Origin of the sequence: Marinobacter sp. es.042 (assembly GCF_900188315.1) — a bacterium.
GTDB lineage: Bacteria > Pseudomonadota > Gammaproteobacteria > Pseudomonadales > Oleiphilaceae > Marinobacter.
Genome location: NZ_LT897781.1, coordinates 2,325,116 through 2,340,842, shown reverse-complemented (window position 1 = coordinate 2,340,842; position 15,727 = coordinate 2,325,116). Strand labels below are relative to the sequence as shown.

Sequence of the window (15,727 nt, the reverse complement as noted above, 5' to 3'; positions counted from 1 at the left end):
ATGCATCATGTGGAACCACAGGCTTATCAGGCCGACCCGGAGCTCGTTCGGTCGCTCGGTCGGGTGGCCGTGTTCATGGGTGGAGATTCCGCTGAAAGGGAAGTGTCCCTGAAAAGCGGCAAGGCGGTACTGGCGGCGCTGGTGTCAGCCGGCGTGGATGCGTTTGCAGTGGACGTCCGCGGTTGCCTGCTGAGAACCGTCGACAACCCTGATTTTGACCGGGTGTTCATTGCGCTGCATGGTCGAGGAGGCGAGGACGGTACCCTGCAGGCCATCCTCTCGCAGGCCGGTATTCCCTACACCGGCAGCGATGTACTGGCCTCGGCACTGGCCATGGACAAGCTGAGAACCAAGTACGTGTTCGAAGGCTGTGGCCTGCCAACGCCGAAGTTCCGCACCATGTCCGGAGCAGATCAGGCCGAACAGATCATTGGTGAACTGCGGGCGCCCTTAAGTGTGAAACCTTCCCGGGAAGGTTCCAGCATTGGCATCCGCAAGGTACACACGGCTGCCGAACTGGCTGACGCCTACGAAGCCGCCGCCGCGCTGGACAATCTGGTGCTGGTGGAGGAGTGGATCGAAGGGCCGGAATTCACCGTCAGCCTGTTGCAGGATCGGGCGCTCCCGGCCATTGGCCTGAGCGCAAGCACCGAGCACGTTTTTTACGATTACGAGGCCAAGTACCTGGCGGACGATACCCGGTATCGCATTCCCTGTGGTCTGGCGCCTGAAGACGAAGTCCGTCTTCAGCACCTGGCACTGGAGGCCTTCCGGGTTGTTGGCTGTCGGACCTGGGGCCGGGTCGACATCATGCAGGACAGCGACGGCAAGTTCTGGCTGCTGGAGGTCAATACCGTGCCCGGTATGACGGACCACAGTCTTGTGCCCATGGCTGCGAAGGCCGCAGGCATCAGCTTCGAAGAGCTGGTGGTCCGGATACTGAAAGACAGTCTGGAGGACGCCAATGCTTGAAACACTGCTGATCCGGAGCCGGGCGACTCCGTCCGAGCCCCCGCGACGCCGGGGGGCAACGTCCCTCGGTCCCGAGCGGGACCGGTTTGGCGTGTTGAAGGGTGTGCTGGCAGCTGTACCCTGGCTCCAGGTGGGCATGGGCGCGGTGATTGTGCTGTTGGCTGCACTGGTGCCCTGGGGCACTGGCAAGGTGCTGGGCGCCATGGATCAGCAGATCCTTGCCGTCGATGTGAAAGGAGAATTTGTGGGCGATAGCCGGGTCGCCATTGAGCGCGCCGCTGGCGACTGGATCGGCAAGAGCTATTTCGCCACGGATCTTTCGGAAATCAAAGACAGCCTGGAGCGTCGGCCCTGGGTTGAGTCCGCGGCGGTGCGTCGGGTCTGGCCGGATCGCCTGGTGATCGATATCAGGGAGAAGAAACCCCTGGCCTACTGGACCGATGGACGTCTCGTAAGCCGCACCGGTGAGCTGTTCGCGCCGGCGAATCCGGAAGTTGCGGGTCGGTTGCCGCGACTTGCCGGGCCGGATGAAAGGGTGCGGGATGTGATCGATATGGCGCGGAACATGAGCGACAAGCTGGTCGCCCGGGGGCTTGGGTTTTCAGGCCTGACGCTGGAACACCGGGGTGCGTGGACCCTGCAGCTGGCCAACGGCATCGAGGTGGTGCTTGGCCGCGATCAGGTGGCGCAACGGTTTGATCGGTTTATCACGGTTTATGAAAACCGACTGGCAGCAAGGTCGGACGAAGTCAGTCGGGTAGATGCCCGCTACACCAACGGTGTGGCGGTCAAGTGGAAGGCTGTCGAGACAGCCTCCAGCCCAAAATCATAGCAACGGTTAATTCAGACCTACGGTTTGGTGGAACACATGTCATCGGTTGAAACGGAAAACATGATTGTCGGCCTCGATATCGGAACCTCGAAGGTGGTTGCGATTGTCGGCAAGCGCAAGATGGACGGCACCATCGAAGTGGTGGGCATTGGTTCCCATCCTTCCCGGGGCCTAAAGCGTGGAGTGGTGGTGAATATTGAAACCACCGTCCAGGCCATTCAGCGCGCGGTGGAAGAGGCGGAATTGATGGCCGGGTGCCGCATTCACTCGGTGTATGCGGGTATTGCCGGCAGCCACATCAAGAGCCTGAACTCCCACGGCATTGTTGCTATCCGTGACCGTGAGGTCACTCAGGCCGACATAGACCGGGTCATTGACGCCGCCCAGGCGGTTGCGATTCCTGCAGACCAGAAGATTCTCCATATTCTGCCCCAGGAATTCGTGATCGACAGCCAGGAGGGCATCAAGGAACCCATGGGAATGTCCGGTGTGCGTCTGGAAGCAAAGGTGCATCTGGTGACCTGCGCGGTCAATGCCGCCCAGAACATAGAGAAATGCGTCAAGCGCTGCGGGCTTGAGGTGGATGACATCATCCTGGAGCAGCTGGCATCCAGTCACGCCATTCTCACCGAAGACGAAAAGGAACTTGGGGTCTGCGTGGTGGATATCGGTGGCGGCACCACGGATATTGCCGTGTTTACCGGCGGCGCTATTCGCCACACGGCGGTGATTCCGATTGCCGGCGACCAGGTGACCAACGACATTGCCATGGCATTGCGCACACCGACCCAGAATGCTGAAGAAATCAAGATCAAGTATGCCTGTGCACTGACCCAGCTGGCCGGTGCGGATGAAACCATCAAGGTGCCCAGTGTTGGCGATCGCGCCCCGCGGGATCTGTCCAGGCAGGCCTTGGCCGAGGTGGTAGAACCGCGCTATGAGGAGCTGTTCACTCTGGTTCAGTCAGAGTTGCGCCGGTCCGGATTTGAAGACCTCATTCCGGCAGGCATCGTGATAACCGGCGGTTCCTCCACCATGGAAGGCGTGGTGGAGCTGGCCGAAGAGATCTTCCACATGCCGGTAAGGCTGGCCTGTCCGCAGGCGGTTTCCGGCATGACGGAGGTGGTCAACAATCCGATCTACGCCACTGGCGTTGGGTTGTTGATTCATGGTTTCCGCCAGATGGATCTGGGGCGGGCACCGGTGCTCAAGGGTGAAGATGCACCCTCGCTGTTTGAGCGCATGAAAGCCTGGTTTACCGGTCATTTCTGACGGGGCCGGGCGGGTAGTACACGAAGGTATCTCGAAAACACAATCTCGAACAAACGGCCCGGAACAAGGGCTGAAAACAGCACGAAGGAGTAGGGGAAATGTTTGAACTCGTCGATAATGTCCAGCAAAACGCTGTCATTAAAGTCGTCGGTGTAGGCGGTGGTGGCGGCAACGCCGTTCGCCATATGCTTAACAGCGACATCGAAGGTGTGGAATTCATCTGCGCCAACACGGATGCCCAGGCGCTGACCGATATGGACGCGCGTCAGATCATCCAGCTCGGTGGCAACATCACCAAGGGGCTGGGTGCCGGCGCCAATCCGGAGGTCGGTCGCCAGTCTGCCCTGGAAGACCGTGATCGTATCGCCGAAGCCATCAAGGGCGCGGATATGGTCTTCATTACCGCGGGCATGGGCGGTGGTACCGGTACCGGTGCCGCGCCGATCGTAGCGGGAGTAGCCCGCGAACTGGGCATCCTGACCGTTGCCGTGGTCACCAAGCCTTTCATGTTCGAAGGCGGCAAGCGCATGAGCGTTGCTGAATCCGGTCTGAAAGAGCTGGAAGAAAGCGTCGATTCCCTGATTACCATTCCCAATGAAAAGCTACTGGCGGTCATGGGCAAGAAAACCAGCCTGCTAGACGCATTTGCCGCAGCTAACGATGTGCTTCTGGGCGCAGTTCAGGGTATCGCCGATCTGATTACCCGCAACGGTATGATCAACGTCGACTTCGCCGACGTGAAGACGGTCATGTCCGAGATGGGTATGGCGATGATGGGCACCGCCCGTGCCACGGGTGAAAATCGTGCTCGGGAAGCCGCCGAAGCGGCTGTTCGCAGCCCGCTGCTCGAAGACATCAACCTGCAGGGTGCCAAGGGTATTCTGGTCAACATTACCGCGGGCATGGATCTCAACCTGGGCGAATTCTCCGAGGTTGGCGACATTGTGCGTGAATTTGCTTCTGACTCTGCCACCGTTGTTGTCGGCACCGTTATTGATCCGGAAATGACCGACGAACTGAAGGTGACGGTTGTTGCAACCGGCCTGGGTGGTGATCGTGAGAAGCCGACCAAGGTGGTGGACAACACACGCACCCTGGATGGAAAAACCGATTATAACCAGCTGGATCGTCCCGCTGTTCTGCGTCGTCGGGCCGTTTCCCATGGAAACGTGGCTATCGACCAGAGCAAGGATAGCGAGGAGCAGGGTGTCGACTATCTCGATATTCCCGCATTCCTCCGTCGCCAGGCTGACTGATAATCTGGTGCAGTTGTGATCCGGTTGTGGTTCTTGTGCGAAACATGGAACCCGGTATCCGGTAAATACGTGCACTGATTGCCATGGGTTGGAAGCTGGATGAACATTCAGCAACAACGGACTGGTTAAATGGTATTCAGTCTTATTTTCTGATATTCTCCTGGCAGATTTTTGCCTAGAATATCGCCTTTTTGTGACGGAATTATGTACCGATGATCAGACAACGGACACTTAAAAACACCATCCGTGCCACCGGTGTTGGCTTGCACTCAGGTGAGAAGGTCTATCTGACCCTCAAACCTGCCCCGGTGGATTCCGGTATCATCTTCCGCCGTACCGATCTTGACCCGATGGTTGAGATTCGTGCCTGCGCGGAGAATGTAGGTGAGACCATGCTGTCCACGACGCTGGTAAAAAACGGTGTCCGTGTGGCGACTGTGGAGCATTTGCTCTCGGCCATGGCTGGTCTCGGCATTGATAACTGTTTCGTCGAACTAAGTGCCGCGGAAGTGCCCATCATGGACGGCTCTGCCGGTCCTTTTGTGTTCCTTCTGCAGTCCGCCGGCATTGCCGAGCAGGATGCAGCCAAGCGTTTCATCCGCATCAAGCGTGAGGTAACGGTTGAGGAAGGCGACAAGAAGGCTACCCTGCTGCCTTTCGAAGGCTTCAAGGTGAGCTTCGGTATCGACTTTGATCACCCCGTGTTCAAGGGCCGCGCCCAGACAGCAACTGTCGATTTTTCCAGCACCTCCTTTGTTAAGGAAGTGAGTCGCGCTCGGACTTTCGGGTTCATGCGTGACATCGAAAAATTGCGTGCCATGAACCTTGCTCTCGGCGGCAGTGTGGACAACGCCATCGTTGTTGATGACTACAAGATCCTCAACGAAGACGGCCTGCGCTATGACGACGAATTTGTGAAGCACAAGCTGCTTGATGCCATCGGCGATCTCTATCAGTTGGGCAACAGCCTGATTGGTGAGTTCCGTGGGATCAAATCCGGCCACGATCTGAACAACAAGCTGTTGCGCAAGCTAAGGGCAGAAGAGGATGCCTGGGAAGTGGTTACCTTTGATGACGAGGCCACTGCCCCGATTTCCTACATGAAGCCTGTGCTGGCGGCGGGCTGAAGCAGGACGCTTTAATCCCGGACGTGGCTAGCGAGTTTTTCGAGAACCTCGCGTAATGCTTTATCCTTCGTGTGCCCGGCCTCCTCTTTGAGGAGCCGGGCATTTTCTTTGCTCAAGGGTTCTTTTTTGAACACCGGTTTTTCCCGAAATCTGGGCGGTGCAACCTTGACCTTCAGTTTCCAGACGAACCGGAACAGTTCGTTCTCTCGCAGCTTTTCCATGATCTCGTGCTGGCGGAACCGGATCTGACTGGCTTTTCCCGCGGTTTCGGCGGTCAGGACCAGCTCTCCGTCCTTGCAGCTGACAAAGCGTGTCCCGTTGACCAGCTCGCTCGGAAGGGCGGCCAGGACTTCTCCTTCCGCCTGTCGATGGAGCTCGGCCTTTGCCACGAGGTCCTTGAGTACCGGGGTTCTGCCAAGCTTGTCGAAGGTCATTTTTTGCTCGCTTTTGCGTTTCATGGCGGCGTTTTTACTCGACGGCTGCGTTTACGATTGGTTACACTTCGGCACGGTTTATGCGTAGTGCCTGTATTACACTCGTTTTACATTGTGGTAAATGAGTATGTCTACCGGGCGCTGCAATTTTTTCAGTATGTAGCTGTTGCCAAAGGATGGCAGACCCCCTTCGGATTTTTCCGGGGCGCAACACTACAGGATGCGGTTGCGGCTCAACGATGAAACCAGATGATGATATGAACATTATTCTCGTTGGCAAACGCCACGGAAAGTCCCGTGTGCTGTCGATTAACAGCACGCTTGCTGCCGGCTTGCTGTTCCTCGTGCTCTCCCTGCTGGTCGCGGCCGGCTGGGCAGGGTATCAAATGGCTGTGCAGCAGGTAGAGGCCAGAGAGCCCAGCAACTCCGAGCTGGTCGCCGAGTGGAAGCAGAAGCTGGCAGACCAGAAGGCAGAATTGGCCAGTATCGAGGAGAACGTCCAGCAACAGGTTGATGCGCTGACTCTTCGCCTCGGCGAGATCCAGGGCCGTCTCCTGCGCCTGGATGCACTGGGCCAGCGGTTTGTAGAATCCGGCCTTGTGGCCAGTGACGAATTCAACTTTGATCAGCCGGCCGCTGTCGGTGGCCCGGAAGACGCCTTGTCCGGCGACTCCTTTTCCGCGCCTGAGCTGACCCGCATGATCGAGGAAATGGAGTGGCGGATCGAGGACCGCGAGCAGCAACTGCGGTTGCTAGATCAGTTGGCATCGAGCAAGCGGCTTGAGGACGAGCTTTACCTGGAAGGCCGGCCGATAACCTGGGGCTGGCTGTCCTCCAAGTACGGTTACCGTTCTGATCCATTTACCGGCAAGCGCACCTGGCATGCCGGGGTTGATCTGGCCGGCAAGGATGGCAGCGACATTATTTCGGTCGCCGGCGGTGTCGTTACCTATGCCGGAGAGCGCTATGGCTACGGTAACCTCGTGGAAGTCGACCATGGTGATGGTCTGATAACCCGCTATGCCCACTGTAAGACGATCAAGGTGAAGGTGGGCGATGTTGTCCAGAAAGGCCAGGTAGTCGCGCTGATGGGCAGCACAGGGCGTTCCACCGGGCCTCACGTGCACTTTGAAGTTATCCGGAATGGCAAGTCTGAAAACCCGGAAACCTATATCAAGCGGGCGAGCCGCTGATCCTCCGGTTCCGGCCCGCACGCCGTTGTCAGCACTTCCCCGCCAGTCGGCCTCCGGCCAGTTTTTATCCGTGAATCCGGTGCCTCATCAGCGACTTATTGCGCCTGTGTGAGGCCTACCTTTTGTCCTGTTACAAAATAAGGTTAGAATGCCGGCTTCCTCCGTTTAATCAAAGAAGCAGTGGTCTATGTTCACAAAGCTTGCAACCAAGATGTTCGGCAGTAAAAACGCCAGAGAAATCAAGAGAATGCGCAAGACTGTCATGCGCATTAACGAGCTTGAAGAGCAATATGGCAATCTGTCCGACTCCGAGTTGCAGGGTAAGACCGCGGAGTTCCGTCGTCGGATCGACGAGGGCGAATCGCTTGACGCCCTGCTGCCCGAAGCCTTTGCCACCGTGCGTGAAGCGGGCCGCCGGGTTATGGGCATGCGTCATTACGACGTCCAGCTGATCGGTGGTATCACCCTGCACGAAGGCCGGATCGCCGAAATGAAGACAGGTGAGGGTAAGACGCTGGTTGCTACCGCTTCCGTGTACCTCAACGCATTGTCCGGCAAGGGTGTCCACGTGGTTACCGTGAACGATTACCTGGCCCGTCGTGATGCCGACTGGATGGGCAAGCTCTATCGGTTCCTGGGCATGCAGGTGGGTGTCGTGGCCTCGGGCCAGCCAGCGGAGGAAAAGCGGGCAGCCTACCAAGCCGATATTACCTACGGTACCAACAACGAATTCGGCTTCGACTACCTGCGCGACAACATGGCGTTCAGTACCGAAGACAAAGTTCAGCGCGGGCTGAACTATGCGATCGTGGACGAGGTGGACTCCATCCTGATCGACGAAGCCAGAACGCCGCTGATTATCTCCGGGGCAGCTGAGGACAGTTCAAAGCTGTACCAGGCCATCAATGAACTGATCCCCAACCTCGAAAAGGGCGAAGTGCCTGAGGAAGGAGAGCCGACCGGCGATTTCACCATCGATGAGAAATCCCGCCAGGTCGAGCTGACAGAAAGCGGTCACGAGAAGGTTGAAGAGCTGCTGCTTGAGCGTGGCCTTCTTAAGGAAGGTGAGAGCCTTTATTCCGCCGCCAACCTCAGCCTGTTGCACCATGTGCACTCAGCATTGCGGGCCCACCACCTGTTCCAGAAAGACGTGGATTATATCGTCCAGGGTGGCCAGGTGGTCATCGTCGACGAGCATACCGGTCGTACCATGCCGGGTCGTCGCTGGAGTGAAGGTCTGCACCAGGCCGTTGAGGCCAAAGAGGGCGTCAAGATTCAGGCCGAAAGCCAGACGCTGGCATCGACCACCTTCCAGAATTATTTCCGGCTGTACGACAAACTGGCCGGCATGACCGGTACGGCAGATACCGAAGCTTTCGAGTTTCGCCAGATCTACGGCCTCGATGTGGTGGTCATTCCTCCCAACAAGCCGATCCAGCGGACCGATTACAACGACCTGGTCTACCTGACCCAGGAAGAAAAATTCCACGCCATTATTGACGAGATCAAGGATGTCACTGCCGAAGGGCGTCCGATTCTCGTTGGTACCGCCTCCATCGAGGCCTCCGAACTGCTCTCCATGCTGCTCAAGAAGGCGCGGATCGAACACAAGATCCTGAACGCCAAGCAGCACGAATCCGAAGCCCATATCATTGCCCAGGCGGGTCGCCCCGGGGCGGTCACCATCGCCACCAACATGGCCGGCCGTGGTACCGATATCGTGCTGGGCGGTAACTGGGAACACGAAGTTGCCGCCATGGACAATCCCTCAGAAGAGGAGATTGCCCGGGCCAAGGCCGAGTGGACCGAGCGTCACAATCAGGTGCTTGAGGCCGGCGGTCTGCACATCATTGGTACCGAGCGTCACGAATCCCGTCGAATTGACAACCAGCTTCGCGGTCGTGCCGGGCGTCAGGGTGACCCTGGCTCCTCAAGGTTCTTCCTGTCTCTGGAAGACAACCTCATGCGCATCTTTGCCCCCGACCGGGTCAAGAGCCTGATGCAGGCCATGGGCATGAAGAAGGGGGAGGCCATCGAGCACCGGATGGTGACCAACGCGATCGAGAAATCCCAGCGCAAGGTGGAAGGTCGCAACTTCGACATGCGTAAGACCCTGCTGGAATACGATGACGTGGCCAACGACCAGCGCACGGTTATCTACGACCAGCGCAACGAAGTCATGTCTTCCGACGATATTTCTGACATGGTGACGACCATTCGGGAAGACGTTGTCGATTCGCTGATCAGTGAATACATTCCGCCCCAGAGTATGCCGGAACAATGGGACGTCGCCGGGCTGGAAGCACAGCTCCAGTCAGAAATGGCGATTGATCTGCCGGTTCAGAAGTGGCTGGAAGAAGACAACAAGCTGTACGAAGAAAACCTGCGCCAGAAGGTTCTCGACGAGATCGTGGCTGCCTACCAGGCCAAGGAAGAGATTGCCGGTTCCGAGGCTATGCGCAAATTTGAGAAGCAGGTGTTCCTGCAGGTGCTCGATACCCTCTGGAAAGAGCATCTTTCCAACATGGACCATCTGCGCCGTGGTATCCATCTGCGGGGTTATGCCCAGAAGAACCCCAAGCAGGAGTACAAGCGCGAGGCGTTCAACCTGTTTGAAACCATGCTTGATACCATGAAGCGGGATGTTACCCGGGTACTCTGCCACGTGCGTGTCCAGAGCCGTGAGGAGATGGAAGAAGTCGAGCGCCGTCGCAAACAGGAGCTGGAAGAAGAGCTTGCAAAGGCCCGTCTGCGCCACGACGAAACCAGCGCCACGGCCCAGAGCCAGGGTGAAGGTGAGGCTGACGAGGCCCGGCAGTCGACTCCGGAAACCTTCGTTCGACAGGAGCGCAAGGTGGGTCGAAACGAACCCTGTCCCTGCGGGTCCGGCAAGAAGTACAAGCAGTGTCATGGCAAGGTCAGCTGATTCAGAGCACTGACCGCACCATCGGAACCCGCACTCTGCCAGCCACAACTGGTGGGATGCGGGTTTTTTCGTTTTCAGCGGGTCGTGTGTTGCCTCGAGCGCACCCCCAGACAAGAGGAGTGGCAGAATGGCGGTAGGTCCGGGAACCTTACCTGAGTTTTATCCGGTAGCCGGAATCAAGGTCGGCATAGCCAGTGCCGGCATAAAGAAGCCGGGACGTAAGGACGTGGTTGTGTTCGAGCTGGCCCCGGAAAGTCGGGTTGCCGGTATCTTCACGAAAAACCAGTTCTGTGCAGCACCGGTTACCCTCAGCCGCCGGCATCTGGCCGAGACCTCGCCCCGGTACCTCTTGATCAACACGGGCAATGCCAACGCCGGTACTGGTGAGCAAGGTATGCGGGATGCTATGGCCTGTTGCCAGGCCCTGGCAAAGCAGGCGGGCGTCACGGAAGCCGAAATCCTGCCGTTCTCCACGGGGGTGATTGGCGAGCCGTTGCCGGTCCAGAAGATTGTTGGCGCGCTTCCGGAGGCTTTGGCGAACACTGCCGAGAATCGCTGGGCTGAAGCGGCCAGTGGCATCATGACCACGGACACCCGCCCCAAAGGCGCTTCCTGCCAGGTTGAGCTGGATGGCCACACGGTGACCATCTCGGGCATCAGCAAGGGTGCGGGCATGATTCGTCCCAACATGGCGACGATGCTTGGTTTTATTGCCACCGATGCCCGGATTGCGCCGGAACTGCTGCAGACGCTTGCCTCGGAACTGGGCGAGAAGTCCTTCAACCGTATCACCATTGATGGCGATACCTCCACCAATGACGCCTGCATGCTCATGGCCAGCGGCCATTATTCCGGCCCCGAGATTACGGCCTCCAGCGCGGTGCTGCCGAAGCTGCGGGAGGCCTTGCAGACAATCTATCTGGAACTGGCCCATGCCATTGTCCGCGACGGCGAAGGGGCAACCAAGTTTGTCACCATCGACGTCACTGGCGCGGCCAGCCAACAGGAGGCGCTCGATGTCGCCTACACCGTGGCGCATTCGCCGTTGGTCAAGACCGCGCTGTTCGCCTCGGACCCGAACTGGGGCAGGATTCTGGCGGCGGTTGGTCGCGCCGGGGTCGAAGGGCTCGACCTGAATGCCCTTGAAATCTATCTGGGCGATGTCTGCCTGGTCCGCAACGGTGGCCGGGCCGAGGATTACTCGGAAGCCCGCGGGCAGGCCGTGATGGACCGGGAAGAGATCACCATTGCCATCGACCTCAAACGGGGTGATGTTCGGGAAACCGTGTGGACCTGTGATTTCTCCCACGATTACGTGACTATCAACGCCGAGTATCGTACCTGAGCATGTCTGCCAGAGAGACGGCGGTCAAAGAGGTTCACGTTGCCGTGGCGGTCATAGTCCGTGATGGCAAGGTGCTTATCGCCCGACGGCCAGACCACGTTCACCAGGGGGGCTTACTGGAGTTTCCCGGTGGAAAGGTGGAGCCTGGCGAGACGGTTCAGGCGGCGCTTGTGCGCGAAATTGCCGAGGAAACCGGTCTTCACGTGCCGGCGGGTTCCCTGGAGCCTGTTATCGGTATTCGGCACGATTATGGCGACAAGCGGGTTTTCCTGGACGTCTGGGAAACCAGCGCTGCCGAGGGCGCGGCAAGGGGATGTGAGGGGCAGCCCGTTGAATGGCTGACCCCGGAGCAGCTTCGGGATGAGGATTTCCCCGCCGCCAACCGGCCGATCATTCGCGCTCTGCGTCTGCCCCGGCAGTTGGCAATCACCGGTTCCGAGAATGGCCTGGAGCCAGCCCTTGCGCACCTTCAGGAGGGTCTGAGCGCCGCTCGACCACCGCTGGTACTGCTCCGGGCTCCGGCGTTGAGTCCGTTGGCCTATCGGGAGTTGGCGGCGAACGCGTTGCCGGTTTGTGAAAAGGCCGGAGCTGCCCTGATTGTGCACGGTGGACCGGAGGTATTCCGCGCCATACCCGGCGCCCATGGGCTGCACCTGCCCTGGCGCGAGGCGGCCAAGCTCTCGGCCAGACCGGTTCCGGAGGATATCTGGCTGGGTGTTTCCTGCCATGACAGGCAGGAGATCGATCATGCGACGGCTATCGGAGCCGACTACGTGACCCTGGGGCCAGTCCAGCCGACCGAAAGCCATCCGGGTGCGTCGACCCTGGGATGGTCGGTCTTTGCCGACCTGGTGTCGGAAGCGGTGCTTCCGGTATTTGCCCTGGGCGGTTTGTCGCCCGGCGATCTTCGGGAGGCTCGCCAGCGGGGCGGTCAGGGCATCGCCGGTATTCGCTTCTGGTGGCCGCAACGCTGACACTTGTCAGTGACGCCGTGGCCATGTCTGTTATGCTGTCGTTCCTGCATTTTTCACCATCTTGCACAACCGATTCCGGGAGAGACCGTGAGTAAACTGACCCATCTCGACGACAAGGGCGAAGCCCGCATGGTGGACGTGACCGACAAGACGGCCACCGAACGCGAGGCCCGCGCTGAAGCTACCATTCGCATGGCGCCGGAAACCCTGAACATGATTATTGAGGGTGAGCATCCCAAAGGGGATGTCCTGGCTGTTGCCCGCATCGCCGGTATCATGGCCGCAAAGAAAACCCATGATCTGATTCCCTTGTGTCATGCGCTGAACCTGACGTCTGTGAAAGTTGAACTGACTCCGGGCGATGACGGGGCATCTGTACGTATTCTGACCCGCTGCAAACTGTCCGGCCAGACCGGTGTCGAGATGGAGGCGTTAACCGCGGCAAGCGTAGCGGCACTGACGCTGTACGATATGTGCAAGGCGGTCGATCGTGGCATGGAGATAGATTCCGTGCGTCTGCTGGAGAAGAAAGGCGGCCGTAGTGGCCACTGGGTCGCCGATAAAGCCTGATCTGGCGGCCCGCCGCGCTCGTAAGTGTTGGTTACCAAGACCACTCCGGAGGAGCGACAGTGCCGAGACTACGCCAAGCGGGCGGGCCCGTGATAGAATGCGCGGCCCGATTGACTGAACCACGAGGAAACACTGTGGCTGTTCGTTACATCCAGACCTGCCGGTTGCCGACCCCGTTCGGGGTATTTGATATGCACGGCTTTGAAGAACCGGACACCGGAAAGGAGCACGTTGCCCTGACCCTGGGCGACCTCGATAGCGACGAACCCATGCTGGCCCGCACGCATTCCGAATGTCTGACCGGCGACGCTCTCTACAGTATGCGGTGTGATTGCGGCTATCAGCTGGAAGAAGCGCTGCGCAGCATTGCCCGGGAAGGGCGGGGCATCCTCATGTATCTGCGCCAGGAGGGTCGGGGGATCGGCCTGTTGAACAAGATCCGGGCCTACCACCTGCAGGATCAGGGCGCTGACACGGTGGAGGCCAATGAGCGTCTGGGTTTTGCGGCTGATCTGCGTGACTACAGCATGTGCAAGGACATGCTGGAGCATCTCGGCATCAAGAGCCTGCGGCTGATGACCAACAACCCCCGCAAGGTGAAAGCGCTGTCCTCCTATGGCATCGAAATCACCGAAAGGGTCGCTCTGCATGTGGGCCGCAACCCCCACAACGAACACTACCTCGATACCAAGCAGAGCAAGCTGGGCCACTGGCTGGAGACACACCAGGACGATGATCCTCAGATCTGAGCTGGTTTTGTAGCCACACACAAAAAAGCCCGCGGATTCTGCGGGCTTTTTTGCATTCTCAGGCTTGTGTTCCGTCTATTTGACGGCTTTCAGATTCTGGTGGCGCAGGGTCTCGATCCGCGTGCGGATCGACGATTCAATACCTGCGGCGTCCAGACCACATTCGGCCAGCAGCTCCCCGTGCTTGCCGTGGTCCATAAAGGTATCGGGCAGGCCCAGCTGAAGTACCGGCATGGTAACCAGGCGGCTGTTCAGGAATTCGGTCACGGCGCTGCCTGCACCACCGGCAATGGCGTTTTCTTCCAGGGTCACCAGCAGTTCATGCTGCTCGGCCAGCTCCAGCACCAGTTCTTCATCCAGGGGTTTGACGAAGCGCATGTCTGCGACCGTCGCGCCGATGGCTTCTGCGGCCTCCAGAGCAGGCGCCAGCAGGGTGCCAAAGTTGAGGATGGCAACACCTTTGCCGTTGCGAATCCGGCGGCCCTTGCCAATCTCAAGCGGCGTCAGCTCCTGCTGAATTTCGGCACCGGGGCCCGTGCCACGCGGGTAGCGCACCGATGCCGGTCCTTCGTAGAGCATGCCGGTCTGGAGCATCTGGCGGGTTTCGTTTTCGTCCGACGGTGTCATCACCACCATGTTCGGCACGCAGCGCAGGTAGCTGATGTCGAAAGCGCCAGCGTGGGTCGGGCCGTCTTCACCGACCAGGCCCGCGCGATCAATCGCGAACAGCACATCCAGGTTCTGGATAGCGACATCGTGAATCAGTTGATCGTACGCCCGCTGCAGGAACGTTGAGTAGATGGCGACCACCGGCTTGGCGCCGTCACAGGCGAGCCCCGCGGCCAGCGTGACTGCATGCTGTTCGGCGATGGCGACATCGAAATAGCGTTCCGGGAAGCGCTGTGAGAATGCCAGCAGATCCGAGCCTTCACACATGGCCGGGGTGATGCCCACCACGCGCTCATCCTGTTCGGCGGAATCGCACAGCCATTGTCCGAAGACGTTGGCATATTTTGGCTTCTTCGGTTTCGGCTTGACCGGTTCGGGTTTACTGGGTGGAACCGGCTCGATCTTGTTGATGGCGTGATAGCCGATCGGATCGGCTTCGGCCGGGGCAAAACCCTTGCCTTTGGTGGTCACCACATGCAGGAACTGCGGACCTTCAAGTTCCCGGATGTTCTCCAGGGTTTCCACCAGCAGGGGCAGGTCGTGGCCATCGATCGGGCCGATGTAGTTGAACCCCAGTTCCTCGAACAGCGTGCCAGGGGCAATCATGCCCTTGAAGTGTTCCTCGGTCTTCTTGGCCAGCGCCATCAGGTGTGGCGCTCCCTGCAGAACCTTCTTGCTGCTATCGCGGACCTGATTGTAGGTGCGACTGGACAGCAGTTTGGCAAAGTAGTTGGACAGCCCGCCAACGTTCCGGGAAATCGACATGTCATTGTCGTTGAGGATTACCAGCATGTCGGCGTGCAGGTGACCGGCGTGGTTCAGTGCCTCGAACGCCATGCCGGCGGTCATGGCGCCGTCACCAATCACAGCAATGCTCTTTCGACCGGTCTGCTGCAGGCGTGCAGCGATGGCCATGCCCAGCGCTGCGCTGATGGAGGTGCTGGAATGGCCGACGCCAAAGGTGTCGTACTCGCTTTCGGCCCGTTTCGGGAAGCCGGCCAGACCGCCTTTGCGGCGGATGCTTCCCATGGACTCTTTCCGTCCGGTCAGGATCTTGTGGGGGTAGGCCTGATGGCCGACGTCCCACACCAGGCGGTCGCTCGGCGTATCAAAGACGTAGTGAAGGGCGACGGTAAGCTCAAGCACGCCCAGGCCGGCCCCGAAATGACCGCCAGTCTGGCCCACTGACCATAACAGAAAGGCCCTGAGCTCCCGGGCCAGCCGGGTCAGCTGTTCCGGGGCCAGCTCTCTGAGCTGGGCCGGTTCGTCAATCCGGTCCAGAAGCGGCGTATTGGGCCGCTGTGACGGGATTTCCTTGAAAATATAAGTGTCCTGCATCTGCTCGGGTCTTTTCCGGTACGTTCAGTAACTGACTGGCATTATAAGGGAACAGGGGAAGCTGTTTCAC

Annotated in this window: 13 protein-coding genes; 11 read left to right on the top strand and 2 right to left on the bottom strand. The window is 59.0% G+C overall.

The window, feature by feature from the left end:
- The 5 genes from CFB02_RS10990 (at position 1) to lpxC (ending at position 5,459) form a co-directional block, all read left to right on the top strand.
- Entirely contained in the window at positions 1 to 972 is a 972-nt protein-coding gene (locus CFB02_RS10990) for a D-alanine--D-alanine ligase (protein WP_172835862.1), read from the top strand.
- The gene (locus tag CFB02_RS10985) at positions 965 to 1,804 is read left to right on the top strand and encodes a cell division protein FtsQ/DivIB (RefSeq protein ID WP_088558035.1); all 840 of its coding nucleotides are present in this window, start codon (positions 965 to 967) and stop codon (positions 1,802 to 1,804) included. Before CFB02_RS10990 ends, CFB02_RS10985 begins: the two co-directional genes overlap by 8 nt.
- 36 nt (positions 1,805 to 1,840) lie before the next feature.
- Entirely contained in the window at positions 1,841 to 3,076 is a 1,236-nt protein-coding gene (gene ftsA, locus CFB02_RS10980) for a cell division protein FtsA (RefSeq protein ID WP_008176504.1), read from the top strand.
- A 98-nt stretch (positions 3,077 to 3,174) separates the two neighbouring features.
- Entirely contained in the window at positions 3,175 to 4,332 is a 1,158-nt protein-coding gene (gene ftsZ, locus CFB02_RS10970; protein ID WP_088558034.1) for a cell division protein FtsZ, read from the top strand.
- Between the two features lie 212 nt (positions 4,333 to 4,544).
- Positions 4,545 to 5,459, top strand: coding sequence for a UDP-3-O-acyl-N-acetylglucosamine deacetylase (gene lpxC / locus CFB02_RS10965; protein WP_008176497.1), 915 nt, complete (start codon positions 4,545 to 4,547; stop codon positions 5,457 to 5,459).
- An 11-nt stretch (positions 5,460 to 5,470) separates the two neighbouring features.
- Here lpxC and CFB02_RS10960 read toward each other — a convergent pair whose 3' ends face one another.
- A complete protein-coding gene (locus tag CFB02_RS10960) occupies positions 5,471 to 5,917 on the bottom strand; it encodes a DciA family protein (RefSeq protein WP_088558033.1) in 447 nt (148 codons plus the stop codon).
- Positions 5,918 to 6,132: 215 nt separating this feature from the next.
- Between CFB02_RS10960 and CFB02_RS10955 the strand changes: the two genes are divergently transcribed.
- The 6 genes from CFB02_RS10955 to ribA all read left to right on the top strand — a co-directional run bounded on the left by CFB02_RS10955 (position 6,133) and on the right by ribA (position 13,650).
- The gene (locus CFB02_RS10955) at positions 6,133 to 7,086 is read left to right on the top strand and encodes a M23 family metallopeptidase (RefSeq protein ID WP_088558032.1); all 954 of its coding nucleotides are present in this window, start codon (positions 6,133 to 6,135) and stop codon (positions 7,084 to 7,086) included.
- 187 nt (positions 7,087 to 7,273) lie between these two features.
- Positions 7,274 to 10,012 carry a preprotein translocase subunit SecA gene (gene secA / locus CFB02_RS10950; RefSeq protein ID WP_088558031.1) on the top strand — a complete coding sequence of 913 codons (2,739 nt, stop codon included), beginning with the start codon at positions 7,274 to 7,276 and terminating at the stop codon, positions 10,010 to 10,012.
- 127 nt (positions 10,013 to 10,139) lie between these two features.
- Positions 10,140 to 11,357 (top strand): bifunctional glutamate N-acetyltransferase/amino-acid acetyltransferase ArgJ, encoded by a 1,218-nt coding sequence (gene argJ / locus CFB02_RS10945; RefSeq protein ID WP_088558030.1) that lies wholly within the window; start codon positions 10,140 to 10,142, stop codon positions 11,355 to 11,357.
- A gap of 2 nt (positions 11,358 to 11,359) precedes the next feature.
- Positions 11,360 to 12,331 (top strand): Nudix family hydrolase, encoded by a 972-nt coding sequence (locus tag CFB02_RS10940; protein WP_088558029.1) that lies wholly within the window; start codon positions 11,360 to 11,362, stop codon positions 12,329 to 12,331.
- Positions 12,332 to 12,418: 87 nt separating this feature from the next.
- The gene (moaC, locus tag CFB02_RS10935; protein WP_088558028.1) at positions 12,419 to 12,901 is read left to right on the top strand and encodes a cyclic pyranopterin monophosphate synthase MoaC; all 483 of its coding nucleotides are present in this window, start codon (positions 12,419 to 12,421) and stop codon (positions 12,899 to 12,901) included.
- A 134-nt stretch (positions 12,902 to 13,035) separates the two neighbouring features.
- Entirely contained in the window at positions 13,036 to 13,650 is a 615-nt protein-coding gene (gene ribA, locus CFB02_RS10930; protein ID WP_088558027.1) for a GTP cyclohydrolase II, read from the top strand.
- Positions 13,651 to 13,725: 75 nt separating this feature from the next.
- Here the strand turns inward: ribA and dxs are convergent, their stop codons facing one another.
- Positions 13,726 to 15,657, bottom strand: a complete 1,932-nt coding sequence (gene dxs / locus CFB02_RS10925; RefSeq protein WP_014576114.1) for a 1-deoxy-D-xylulose-5-phosphate synthase — start codon at positions 15,655 to 15,657, stop codon at positions 13,726 to 13,728.
- Positions 15,658 to 15,727 lie beyond the last annotated feature (70 nt).

Bases quoted from the DNA above. Each gene is read 5' to 3' on its own strand.
- CFB02_RS10990 (WP_172835862.1), top strand. From the start codon at position 1: ATGCATCATGTGGAACCACAGGCTTATCAGGCCGACCCGGAGCTCGTT.
- CFB02_RS10985 (WP_088558035.1), top strand. From the start codon at position 965: ATGCTTGAAACACTGCTGATCCGGAGCCGGGCGACTCCGTCCGAGCCC.
- ftsA (WP_008176504.1), top strand. From the start codon at position 1,841: ATGTCATCGGTTGAAACGGAAAACATGATTGTCGGCCTCGATATCGGA.
- ftsZ (WP_088558034.1), top strand. From the start codon at position 3,175: ATGTTTGAACTCGTCGATAATGTCCAGCAAAACGCTGTCATTAAAGTC.
- lpxC (WP_008176497.1), top strand. From the start codon at position 4,545: ATGATCAGACAACGGACACTTAAAAACACCATCCGTGCCACCGGTGTT.
- CFB02_RS10960 (WP_088558033.1), bottom strand. From the start codon at position 5,917: ATGAAACGCAAAAGCGAGCAAAAAATGACCTTCGACAAGCTTGGCAGA.
- CFB02_RS10955 (WP_088558032.1), top strand. From the start codon at position 6,133: ATGAAACCAGATGATGATATGAACATTATTCTCGTTGGCAAACGCCAC.
- secA (WP_088558031.1), top strand. From the start codon at position 7,274: ATGTTCACAAAGCTTGCAACCAAGATGTTCGGCAGTAAAAACGCCAGA.
- argJ (WP_088558030.1), top strand. From the start codon at position 10,140: ATGGCGGTAGGTCCGGGAACCTTACCTGAGTTTTATCCGGTAGCCGGA.
- CFB02_RS10940 (WP_088558029.1), top strand. From the start codon at position 11,360: ATGTCTGCCAGAGAGACGGCGGTCAAAGAGGTTCACGTTGCCGTGGCG.
- dxs (WP_014576114.1), bottom strand. From the start codon at position 15,657: ATGCAGGACACTTATATTTTCAAGGAAATCCCGTCACAGCGGCCCAAT.